Genomic DNA, 11,526 nt, shown 5'->3' on the forward strand with positions numbered 1-11,526 from the left:
TTCGCCGAAGCGCCTCGTCAAATGACTTGAGTTGTTCCACCGCGGTCCTTGAAACCGCGAGCGGAGGATGGAATGCCAGCCGTGCAAGAGACGGTCGATCGCGTGAAGCGCATCGACGTCGATCAGTATCGATATGGGTTTGAGACGCTGATCGAGTCCGACAAGGCCCCCAAGGGTCTTTCAGAAGACACTGTCCGTTTCATCTCCGCAAAGAAGAACGAGCCGGCCTGGATGCTGGAATGGCGGCTGGAGGCTTTTCGCCGCTGGCTGACCATGACCGAGCCGACCTGGGCCCGCGTCAACTATCCCAAAATCGACTACCAGGATCTCTATTATTACTCGGCGCCGAAGCCGAAGAAGCAGATCGGCTCGCTGGACGAGATCGACCCGGAAATCCTGAAGACCTACGAGAAGCTCGGCATCCCCCTGCGCGAGGTCGAGGTGCTCGAAGGGGTGGTGCGGCCGGAAGGCGAGCGCAGGATCGCGGTCGACGCGGTGTTCGACTCGGTTTCCGTCGCCACCACGTTCCAGAAGGAATTGAAGGCGGCCGGCGTCATCTTCATGCCGATCTCGGAGGCGATCCGCGAGCATCCCGAGCTCGTGCAGAAGTATCTCGGCACGGTGGTGCCGACCTCGGACAATTATTTCGCCACGCTGAACTCGGCCGTGTTCTCCGACGGCTCGTTCGTCTATGTGCCGCCGGGCGTGCGCTGCCCGATGGAGCTTTCGACCTATTTCCGGATCAACGAGCGTAACACCGGCCAGTTCGAGCGCACGCTGATCATCGCCGACAAGGGCGCCTATGTCAGCTACCTCGAAGGCTGCACCGCGCCGCAGCGCGACGAAAACCAGCTGCACGCCGCCGTGGTCGAACTGGTCACGCACGACGACGCCGAGATCAAGTATTCGACGGTGCAGAACTGGTATCCCGGCAACTCCGAAGGCGTCGGCGGCATCTACAATTTCGTCACCAAGCGCGGCGACTGCCGCGGCAACAATTCGAAGATCTCCTGGACCCAGGTCGAGACCGGATCGGCGATCACCTGGAAATACCCGAGCTGCATCCTGCGCGGCGACAATTCCCGCGGCGAGTTCTATTCGATCGCGATCTCGAACGGCCACCAGCAGGTCGACAGCGGCACCAAGATGATTCACCTCGGCAAGAACACCACCTCCAGGATCATCTCCAAGGGCATCGCGGCCGGCGTCTCGCAGAACACCTATCGCGGCCTCGTCACCGCGCACCGCAAGGCCACCGGTGCGCGCAATTTCACCGCCTGCGACTCGCTTTTGATCGGCGACAAATGCGGCGCGCACACCGTGCCCTATGTCGAGGCCAAGAATTCATCGGCGACGTTCGAGCACGAGGCGACGACGTCGAAGATCTCCGAGGACGTGCTGTTCTATTGCGTCCAGCGCGGCCTGAGCCAGGAAGAGGCCGTCGGCCTCGTCGTCAACGGCTTTGTCAAGGACGTGCTGCAGCAACTGCCGATGGAATTCGCGGTTGAGGCGCAGAAGCTGATCTCGATCTCGCTGGAGGGGTCGGTGGGGTAGCCTCATCCTGAGGAGGTCGCGGAAGCGGCCGTCTCGAAGGGTGGGAGGAAAGATAGTCGGCCACGTCCTTCGAGACGCGCTGTCGGCGCTCCTCAGGACGAGGAGCAGAAACGGAAAAACCAAATGGCACTGCTTGAAGTCAAGAACCTGCAAGTCCGCGTCGAGGAGCGAGAAATTCTCCACGGACTGTCGCTGACCGTGAATCCGGGCGAGGTGCACGCGATCATGGGGCCGAACGGCTCCGGCAAGTCGACGCTGAGCCATGTGATCGCCGGCAAGCCGGGCTACGAGGTCACCGGTGGCGAAATCCTGTTCCGGGGCGAAGACCTCTTGGAAATGTCGCCGGACGCGCGCGCCGCCAAGGGCGTGTTCCTGGCGTTCCAGTACCCGGTGGAGATTCCGGGCGTCGCCACCATGAACTTCCTGCGTACCGCGCTCAACGCCCAGCGCAAGGCTCGCGGCGAGAGCGAATTCTCCACGCCCGACTTTCTGAAGAAGGTGCGCGAGGTCGCGGCGCGGTTGAACATCCCGCAGGACATGCTGCGCCGCGGCGTCAATGTCGGCTTCTCCGGCGGCGAGAAGAAGCGCAACGAGATCCTGCAGATGGCGCTGTTCGAGCCGAGCCTTTGCATCCTCGACGAGATGGATTCCGGCCTCGACATCGACGCGCTCAAGGTCGCCGCCGACGGCGTCAACGCGCTGCGGTCGCCGGACCGGGCGATGGTGGTCATCACGCATTACCAGCGGCTGCTCAACTACATCATACCCGACTTTGTCCATGTGATTTCGAAGGGACGCGTCGTCAAAAGCGGCGGCAAGGAGCTGGCGCTGGAGCTCGAGGCTTCCGGCTACGCCCGGTTCGAAGACGCGGCCTGACGGGAATTGTGATGAACGTAGCGGTGGCAAAGAAAGAGACCGGGCGGGCGCTGAGCGACAGTTTTGCGATCGCGCGCGACCGGCTGCCTGGCTCCGGCAAGGTGGCCGAGGCGCGGAGCGCAGCCTTTGCGGCGTTTGATCGCGTCGGACTGCCGAACCGGCGGATCGAGGACTGGAAATACACCGACCTGCGCGCGCTGCTGCGCGAGGTGCTGCCGCCGGCGCCGGCGCCGGATGCCGCCGCGCTTTCGCGGGCGGCCGAGGCGGTCAGGCTGCGGGCGATCAAGGGCGTGCGGCGGCTGGTGCTGGTCGACGGCGTGTTCGCGGCGAAGCTTTCCGAACTGGGCGGACTGGAAAAGGGGCTCGCCGTCCGCACCCTGCGCGACGTGTTGGAGGCCGGTGATGCCGCGCTGCAGGCGCAATTACTGGCGCCCGACAATTCCAATCCGATGGTGGCGCTCAACAGTGCGATGATGACCGATGGCGTGGTGGTCGAGATCGCCGACGGCGTCGTGCTGAAGCAGCCGCTGCACGTCGTTCATGTCGCCAGCGGTACGGCGCCTACGGCGAGGTTTACCCGCTCGCTGCTGCGTCTCGGCAAAGCTGCCGGCGCGACGCTGGTTGAGAGCTACATCGCGGCCGACGGCGCCAGGGCCTATCAGGTCCACGACTCCCTGCTCGTCACCATCGGCGACCATTCGCGGCTCGACCATGTCCGGCTGGTCGAAGATTCCGACGACGCGGCCAATATCTGCTCGGTCGTGGTGACGCTGGGCGCGCGCGCCCATTTAAACACATTCGGCATGGCCTCGGGCGCCGCTGTCAGCCGTTACCAGGCAACCATTGCGTTCGCGGGCGAACATTCCCGCGTCGAGACCAATGGCGTCAACCTGCTCAATGGCCGCCAGCATGCCGACACCACGATGGTCATGGACCATGCGGTGCCGAACTGCGCCAGCCGCGAGGTGTTTCGCGCCGTCGTGGACGACCGCGCCCATTCGGTGTTCCAGGGCCGCATCATCGTGCGGCCGCACGCGCAGAAGACCGACGCCAAGATGATGACGCGGGCGCTGCTGTTGTCCGACGAGGCCGAGGCGGACAACAAGCCGGAACTGGAAATCTTCGCCGACGACGTCACCTGCGGCCACGGCGCGACCACCGGCGCGCTCGATGAAAGCCTGCTGTTCTACCTGCGCGCCCGCGGCCTGTCCGAGAAGGAAGCCCAGGCGCTGCTGATCCAGGCCTTTGTCGGCGAGGCGATCGAGTCCATTGTCAGCGACGAGCTGCGCGAACTCGTGGTCGCCGCCGCGCGGCGCTGGCTGGAGGCGCGGCAATGATCCGGCATCCCGCGGTCAGCAATGGCGGCTATGACGTGGCCCGGGTGCGGGAGGATTTCCCCGCGCTGGCGATGAAGGTCTATGGCAAGCCGCTGGTCTATCTCGACAACGCCGCTTCCGCGCAGAAGCCGAACGCCGTGCTCGACCGCATGACCGAGGCCTATAGAAGCGAATACGCCAACGTGCATCGCGGCCTGCATTATCTCGCCAATGCCGCCACGGAAGCCTATGAGGGTGGCCGCGCCAAGGTCGCGAAATTCCTCAACGCCGGACGCACCGAGGAGATCATCTTCACCCGCAACGCCACCGAGGCGATCAACCTCGTGGCATCGTCCTTCGGCGAGCCCAACATCAAGGCCGGCGACGAGATCGTGCTCTCGATCATGGAGCATCACTCCAACATCGTGCCCTGGCATTTCCTGCGCGAGCGGCAGGGCGCCGTGATCAGGTGGTCGCCGGTCGATGACGAGGGCAATTTTCTGATCGATGAGTTCGAAAAGCTCCTGACCGAGCGCACCAGGCTGGTCGCGATCACGCAGATGTCGAACGCGCTCGGGACCATCGTGCCGGTCAAGGACGTGGTCAGGCTGGCGCATGCGCGCGGCATCCCGGTGCTGGTCGATGGCAGCCAGGCCGCCGTGCATCTGCCGATCGACGTGCAGGACATCGACGCCGATTTCTATGTCTTCACCGGCCACAAGCTGTACGGCCCGACCGGCATTGGCGTGCTCTATGCCAAGCATGCGCACCTGGTGGCGATGCGCCCCTTCAATGGCGGCGGCGAGATGATCCGCGAAGTCGCCCGTGACGGGGTGACCTATGGCGATCCCCCGCACAAGTTCGAGGCAGGCACGCCGCCGATCGTGGAAGCCATCGGGCTCGGCGCCGCTATCGACTACGTCGAATCGATCGGCAAGGAGCGCATCGCCGCCCACGAGCACGATCTCTTGACCTATGCCGAGGGACGCCTGCGCGAGATCAACTCGCTGCGCCTGATCGGCACCGCGCGCGGCAAGGGCCCGGTAATTTCCTTCGAAATGACGGGCGCCCATCCCCACGATGTCGCGACCGTGATCGACCGGCAGGGGATTGCCGTGCGCGCCGGCACCCACTGCGTGATGCCGCTTTTAGAGCGGTTCAAGGTCACGGCCACCTGCCGCGCGTCGTTTGGCCTGTATAATACCCGGGAAGAAGTCGACCATCTGGCGCAGGCGCTGATCAAGGCGCGGGAATTGTTCACATGAGTGACACGGCCGAAGTCAAGTCCGCCAATATGGAAACCCAGTCGGCGCTGCCGGCGGAGGAGACCGAGCGGCTGGGAGCCGAGATCGTCGCCGCGCTGAAGACGGTGTTCGATCCGGAGATCCCGGCCGACATCTACGAGCTTGGCCTGATCTACAAGGTCGAACTCAAGGATGACCGCGGCATCGACGTGACCATGACGCTGACGACGCCAAACTGTCCGGCCGCCGGCGAACTGCCGACCATGGTGGAGAACGCGGTTGCCAGCGTTCCCGGCGTCGGCATCGTCAACGTCAATCTGGTGTGGGACCCGGCCTGGACGCCGGATCGCATGTCCGACGAGGCCCGCCTTGTGCTCAACATGTGGTGAAACGTTAGCAGGTTCGTCTTAACCTTCGGAGATAACAGGCATTGATTTGCCGCCGGGAATGATCACATGAGCAACATGACACCCGCTTCCCCCATGCCCGCCGCCAAGCCGAAGCCGCGGCCGCGCCCGCAGGTCATGAAACTGACCGAGGCGGCGGCGCAGCGGATCACCGAATTGACCAACCGCGCCGATTCCGAGATCGTCGGGCTGCGCGTCGGCATCAAGAACGGCGGCTGCGCCGGACAATCCTACACGGTCGAATATGCCCACGAAGTCCGCCCCACCGACGAGGTGGTCGAGGACCGCGGCGTCAAGATCCTGGTCGATCCCAAGGCGGTGCTGTTCCTGCTCGGCACCGAGATGGACTACAAGGCCGACAAGATGCAGGCCCAGTTCATCTTCAACAATCCGAACCAGGTTTCTGCCTGCGGCTGCGGCGAGTCGGTGCAATTGACGCCGGCGAAGGGGTAACCGCGCAGCGGCCCAAGAATGCGACATCAGCGCGGCGACGTGAGCCATCGACCATGGATCGCGATGATCTGATCGACCTGTTCGCCGACTTCGGTCCGGTCACCATCCGTCCGATGTTTTCAGGTTTTGGCATTTCCGTGGACGGCGTCAATTTTGCGCTCGCGTTGCGCGCCGGCCTGTACTTCCGCGCCGACGACCAGACCATCCCGCAATTCGAGGCGGAGGGATCGCAGCCGTTTCAGTACGACACGCGGCTCAAGACCGTGACGGTGAGATCCTACTGGCACGTGCCGGCGCGGCTGTTCGACGATACCGAGGCGCTGGCCGATTGGGCGCGCTCGGCGCTGGCCGCCGCACGGCGCGCCGCGCTTCGCAAGCGGCCCAAGCGGCGGCCGTCCCGATCAAGCGCTCGTCCCGTTCAGACGCGGGCGCGAACCGGGCGCAGCAGGAAAGCAGGGAGATGAGAGTGGTCGGCGGGCTCCGCTTCAACCTCGCGCGCGGCGCGCCGCGGCTCCGGCCGGCCGATCGATGGCACGCCTGAGGGTTGGGCGGGGGCGGGCGGCGTGAAGGCTGTGGTCGATGCCTCCGGCCGCGGACCGGAGTTGCGGCCGGCGCCCCTGGCATGCCGCGGTGCGCGCTCCCGCCGCTTGTCGGCATCCCCGGCAACTTCCCTGGTCGTTTCCGTGGGAGCATCGCCGGCGACATCCTTGGCCGCTCGCGGCTCGCGGTCGCGGCGCGGCTTGCGTCCGCCGCGCGAACCTTCGCGCGATCCCTCGCGTGAGCGCGACTGACGGGGCTGCTCGGCCTCGTCGGACGACGCCACTGGCGCGGCATAGTCGCCGTCGGCGGCCGGGATGGTCTGGCCGATCAGCCGTTCAATCGCGGCGATCGACTTGTGGTCGAGCGAGGTAACCATGGAGATCGCGGTGCCGGCGCGCCCGGCGCGGCCGGTGCGGCCGACGCGATGGACGTAGTCGTCGGCGTGATGCGGCACGTCGAAATTGAAGACGTGGCTGACGGCGGGAATGTCGAGGCCGCGCGCGGCGACGTCGGAGGCGACCAGCAGCGGAATGTCGCCCTTGCGGAATTGATCCAGCGCCGCGGTGCGGGCCGACTGGTCCATGTCGCCGTGCAATGCGCCGACGCTGAAGCCGTGCTTCTGCAGCGACTTGTAGACCACCGCGACGTCGCGCTTGCGGTTGCAGAACACGATGGCGTTCTTGAGATCCTTGGCGTCGCGCAAGAGGCGGCGCAGGATGTCGCGTTTCTCTTCCGGTTCGCGGCCGCAACGGACCTGGAACTGCGAAACGCCGGTCGCGGTCGTGGCCGGCTTGGTGACCTCGATGCGCTCGGGGTTGTGCAGGAAGTCCTGGGAGATGCGGCTGATTTCCGGCGGCATCGTCGCGGTGAAAAACAACGTCTGGCGGGTGAACGGCACCAGCTTGCAGACGCGTTCGATGTCGGGGATGAAGCCCATGTCGAGCATGCGGTCGGCTTCGTCGATCACAAGTAGTTCGACACCGGTGAGCAGCAGTCCGCCGCGTTCGGTGTGGTCGAGCAGGCGGCCGGGGGTCGCAATCAGCACGTCGACGCCGCGCGTCAGTTTGATGTCCTGGTCGCCGAAAGAAACGCCGCCGATCAGCAGTGCGACGTTGAGTTTCTGGCCCACGCCGTATTTGTCGAAGTTCTCCTTGACCTGCGCCGCGAGTTCGCGGGTCGGCTCCAGGATCAGCGTGCGCGGCATGCGCGCGCGGGCGCGGCCCTTCTCCAGCATGGTGAGCATGGGCAGGACAAAGGCGGCGGTCTTGCCGGTGCCGGTCTGGGCGATGCCGAGCACGTCGCGGCGCGCCAGCACGTGGGGGATCGCCTGTTCCTGGATCGGGGTAGGGGTCGTGTAACCTGATGCCGCGACAGCGGCGAGGACCTTGTCGGAAAGGCCGAGATGGGAAAAAGACATTGAGCCTCTAGTCGACACCGCCGTTCGGAATCGAGGGTAAATAGGCTGTCGCGTTTTGCCCCGAAACGGCGCGCTTTGGAAAGCTGGGGGCTCTGACTTACGCAGACGAGCGGCAAACCAGGGAATCGCGTTTCGATCCAAGGCCGCGTTGAGGCGAAACATAGGGTCGAAACCGCCAAAGTCAATCTTGGAAAGGATCATATGACGGAAAAAGCTTAATGTTTTCGCACAAATAAGGTCAAAACCGTCATTCGGCCGTCAAATCGCGGACGCGTTCCGATCGTTCACGGTCGCAAGCATCGCGCGTGCGTCGCGGCGTTTGCAGTCCCCGCGCAGGCCGAAAGGCGTGTCGCGCTCGTGGTCGGCAACAACGACTACAGGAACGTGCCCAAGCTGCAGAAGGCGGTCAACGACGCCCGCACCATGGGCGACACCCTCAAGCAGCTCGGCTTCACGGTGATGGTGGCTGAAAACCAGACCCGGCAGGCGTTCAGTCAGACCTTGTTGGCGTTCGACAAGTCGGTCGAGCCCGGCGACACCGCGTTCTTCTTCTATGCCGGCCACGGCTTTGAAATCGTCGGCCAGAATTTTCTGCTGCCGACCGACGTTCCGGCGGCAACCGAAGGCCAGGAAGAACTGGTGCGCGATGCCTCTGTTCTCGCCGACCGCATCATCGAGCGGTTGCAGAACCGCAAGGTGCTCGGCATTTCCTGGCGCATCGGCGAGGCCGGCGATTTCCGCGAGACCGGATTCATGGATGCGCTCGACCCGCGCACCCGCAAGCGGATGCCCAACCCCTCGATCCAGCTTCCCGCCGACGCGCCGCCGCCACCATCCAGCTGCGCTATGTCGACGCCAATGGCGATCTGCAGGGACCGTTCCCGATCCGGTTCGATCCGGAAGCCGCGCTCATTCGCGACCAGCGCAAGATCCTCGATATGACCGCGACGAGCTGGCTGGCGTTTCGCGAGTTCAACGGCCTGCTGGTCTATTACACTGACCTGATGTCGTATCGCTGCGCGATCCGCGAAGTGCGGGTCGGCATCGACAGCGCGGTGCCGGACCAAGTGCTGAAAATGCCGCCCTGCGACCCCAAGGACCCCAGCGTGATCCCGCGCGACGCCATGCCCTATCTCAAGCTCGCGCCGCAAACTCGGTCCGTTTCGGTTGAGCTGACCTACTGCGATGGCAGCGTCTCGGAGATCAGGAGTTTTCGGCGGTAGGTCGGCAGCCCAAGGCGGGTTCTTCGCGGCTTTCTGGCTGGTGGTATTAAAATACTCCGACCGTGTATCAAATTCCAGATGACTGTAGCAACGATGTAACAGCCGGATGGCCGGAGTTTAGCTATTTTTAGTGCAGGAATTCGATTCCTCCGACCCTCCGCCGTGCAGTTCGGCAACTTGTAAGGACCATGAGAATGAAAAAACTTGTACTCGCAGCGTCCATCCTGGCCGCCAGTGCGGTGAGCGCGTTCGCGGCTGACATGCCGGCCCGCATCGCCAAGGCGCCGGTCGCCCCCCCGGTCATGACCTATGACTGGTCGGGGATTTATTTCGGCGGCGCTGTCGGCGGCGCCTGGTACGACACCGCGGGCAACTTCTACAATAATCCGGCCTTCCTCTGGCGTACGGGCGGCGACACCGCCCTTATTTACGGTGGCTTTGCCGGGATCCAGAAGCAGTGGGGCAATTTTGTCCTCGGCGTCGAAGCTGGTTATAACGGCCTCGACAACGGCTTTACCACCACCGCTGGAACTGGCCTCCCCGGTTCGGGCTGCGGCTACGGCGCAGCGTTCTCCTGCCAAAGCCGTCTCAATGACATCTGGTATGTCGGCGGCCGGCTTGGTTACGCCTGGAACCGGTTCATGGTGTATGGCCAGGGCGGCTACGCCCAGGCTGATATCGATACCCGCGGCATCATCAACGCAACCGGCGTGACGTTCGACCATGCTGGCGCCACCCATGGTGGCTGGTATGCCGGCGTCGGCGCCGAGTACGCCGTGTTCGACTACCTGATCCTCGGCATCGACTACAAGCACTACGAGTTCGACAGCAAGCAGCACAATTGTAATGTGGCTCTCGTTTCTTGCGCCGGTCCTGCGAACTTCCGGAATGTCGACGCAGATGTGGACTCCGTGATGGCGCGGGTGAGCTTCAAGTTCAACCCGTGGCCGGCCGGACCGGGCGCGCGCTACTGATCGCGACCGCATCAACAGCAAAAGCCCCGGCCTTTCGGTCGGGGCTTTTTTGTGCGCGAAGATCCTTAGAAGTTCGCCGCCTATCCCATGATCGAATAGCCGCCATCGACGGGAATGGCCGTGCCGGTGACGAAGTCGGACGCGGGCGAGGCGAGGAACACGGCGATCCCGCCAAAGTCGTCGATCTCCCCCCAGCGCGCCGCCGGCGTTCGCTGGAGCACGCGGTCGTGCAGGCCGTCGATCTCCTGGCGGGCGCGCTTGGTGAGGTCGGTGTCGATCCAGCCCGGCAGCACCGCGTTGACCTGGATGTTGTCGGCGGCCCAGGCGCAGGCGCAGGAGCGCGTGAACTGGACGATGCCGCCCTTGCTGGCCGCATAGGCCGGGGCGAAGCTAGCGCCGAAGATCGACATCATCGATCCGATGTTGACGATCTTGCCGCCGCCGGCGGCCTTCATCGCGGGATAGACCGCCTGCGAGCACAGGAAGGCCGAGGTGAGGTTGGTTTGGATGACGCGGTTCCATTCGGCGATGTCGAGCGCGTGCGGCGGCTTGCGGATGTTGATGCCGGCGTTGTTGACGAGGATGTCGATGCGGCCGAGCTCGCCGGCCACGCGCGCGGCCATGGTGGCGACCGCGGCCTGGTCGGTGACGTCGGCGACCACGGAGATCGCCCGGACGCCGATTCGCGCGAGTTCCGCGACGGCGGCGGTGGACTTGGCCGCGTCGCGGCCGACGACCGCGATGTCAGCCCCGGCTTCCGCCAGCCCGCGCGCCATGCCGAGCCCGATGCCGCCATTGCCGCCGGTGACGATGGCGACCTTGCCGGAGAGAGTGAAGAGTGCTGGTTTCATTGTATTTCTGTCTCCTGAAGTGTCAGACCTCGTCCTGAGGAGCCGCGGAGCGGCGTCTCGCAGGATGAGTGGCACCAGTGGGGCCTCGTGGTTCGAGACGGCGCTAAAGCGCCTCCTCACCATGAGGGTTTAATAGATGCTGCATATCAGCGACTGCCCTGCCAGATCAGGACCAGGCCGACGGCGCCGAGCACCGCGCCGCATCCGGCCCACTGCAGCTGATTGATCATGGAGCTCGACCGCGGCCAGGCGATCGCGCCGGTGCCCTGGCCGATCCACAGCAAGCCGATGGCGAGCGCCAGAAAGCCGATGATCGAAAGCGACCTGGCCATGGATTTCCCCCTTGTTGCCGTCGTCGGTCGTTGGACGCCGCGCGGCTCATGATGGGCGGCCGCTGCGAACCAGTGACGGCGGCGGCCGCAGCATCGGATCGAATACAATGCCGGCCCGCTCCGCAAGACCTGAAGTCATCAAGGGAGCCTACTTTGGGGCTGCCATCGACCGGCCGACGGGGGAATGGTCGATCGGGACGCGAGGGCAACGATGCAAAAAAGTCGTCCGTGAAGAACTCCCAAGCCGTTGATCTGGAATCTGGAAACGGTGTTTTGTCGTAGCTGGATTTGCCGGAAAACAGGCCTTGGGAGCGCGATTCCTTGCAAACTCGATTTGTG

General features: G+C 64.4%; 11 protein-coding genes and 1 pseudogene. 9 read left to right on the forward strand and 3 right to left on the reverse strand.

The annotated features are described in order from the left end of the window. Positions 1-72: 72 nt before the first annotated feature. The 7 genes from sufB to Q0D31_RS20745 all read left to right on the forward strand — a co-directional run bounded on the left by sufB (position 73) and on the right by Q0D31_RS20745 (position 6,314). Complete coding sequence (sufB, locus tag Q0D31_RS20715; RefSeq protein ID WP_291855343.1) at positions 73-1,554, forward strand: Fe-S cluster assembly protein SufB; 1,482 nt, start codon at positions 73-75, stop codon at positions 1,552-1,554. A 123-nt stretch (positions 1,555-1,677) separates the two neighbouring features. Next, complete coding sequence (gene sufC / locus Q0D31_RS20720) at positions 1,678-2,430, forward strand: Fe-S cluster assembly ATPase SufC (RefSeq protein WP_291855346.1); 753 nt, start codon at positions 1,678-1,680, stop codon at positions 2,428-2,430. A gap of 11 nt (positions 2,431-2,441) precedes the next feature. Further along, positions 2,442-3,767, forward strand: coding sequence for a Fe-S cluster assembly protein SufD (gene sufD / locus Q0D31_RS20725; protein ID WP_291855349.1), 1,326 nt, complete (start codon positions 2,442-2,444; stop codon positions 3,765-3,767). Further along, complete coding sequence (locus tag Q0D31_RS20730) at positions 3,764-5,011, forward strand: cysteine desulfurase (protein ID WP_291855353.1); 1,248 nt, start codon at positions 3,764-3,766, stop codon at positions 5,009-5,011. Before sufD ends, Q0D31_RS20730 begins: the two co-directional genes overlap by 4 nt. Beyond that, positions 5,008-5,379: an SUF system Fe-S cluster assembly protein gene (locus Q0D31_RS20735; RefSeq protein WP_291855356.1), complete on the forward strand. Its 372-nt coding sequence runs from the start codon at positions 5,008-5,010 to the stop codon at positions 5,377-5,379. The genes Q0D31_RS20730 and Q0D31_RS20735 overlap by 4 nt, the downstream gene beginning before the upstream one ends. Positions 5,380-5,445: 66 nt before the next feature. Beyond that, positions 5,446-5,850 (forward strand): iron-sulfur cluster assembly accessory protein, encoded by a 405-nt coding sequence (locus tag Q0D31_RS20740; protein ID WP_291855359.1) that lies wholly within the window; start codon positions 5,446-5,448, stop codon positions 5,848-5,850. A gap of 53 nt (positions 5,851-5,903) precedes the next feature. After that, positions 5,904-6,314, forward strand: a complete 411-nt coding sequence (locus Q0D31_RS20745; RefSeq protein WP_291855362.1) for a TfoX/Sxy family protein — start codon at positions 5,904-5,906, stop codon at positions 6,312-6,314. Here Q0D31_RS20745 and Q0D31_RS20750 read toward each other — a convergent pair. Continuing rightward, the gene (locus tag Q0D31_RS20750) at positions 6,269-7,807 is read right to left on the reverse strand and encodes a DEAD/DEAH box helicase (RefSeq protein WP_291855365.1); all 1,539 of its coding nucleotides are present in this window, start codon (positions 7,805-7,807) and stop codon (positions 6,269-6,271) included. The genes Q0D31_RS20745 and Q0D31_RS20750 overlap by 46 nt on opposite strands. Positions 7,808-8,086: 279 nt before the next feature. Here Q0D31_RS20750 and Q0D31_RS20755 point away from each other — a divergent pair. Beyond that, positions 8,087-9,030 (forward strand): annotated as a pseudogene (locus Q0D31_RS20755) (caspase family protein). 194 nt (positions 9,031-9,224) lie between these two features. After that, complete coding sequence (locus Q0D31_RS20760; RefSeq protein ID WP_291855368.1) at positions 9,225-10,004, forward strand: outer membrane beta-barrel protein; 780 nt, start codon at positions 9,225-9,227, stop codon at positions 10,002-10,004. An 80-nt stretch (positions 10,005-10,084) separates the two neighbouring features. Here the strand turns inward: Q0D31_RS20760 and Q0D31_RS20765 are convergent, their stop codons facing one another. After that, entirely contained in the window at positions 10,085-10,855 is a 771-nt protein-coding gene (locus tag Q0D31_RS20765; protein ID WP_291855372.1) for a glucose 1-dehydrogenase, read from the reverse strand. Between the two features lie 146 nt (positions 10,856-11,001). Next, positions 11,002-11,187: a hypothetical protein gene (locus Q0D31_RS20770; protein WP_291855376.1), complete on the reverse strand. Its 186-nt coding sequence runs from the start codon at positions 11,185-11,187 to the stop codon at positions 11,002-11,004. Between the last annotated feature and the right edge of the window lie 339 nt (positions 11,188-11,526).

This window comes from Bradyrhizobium sp., from assembly GCF_022844465.1.
Lineage (GTDB): Bacteria > Pseudomonadota > Alphaproteobacteria > Rhizobiales > Xanthobacteraceae > Bradyrhizobium.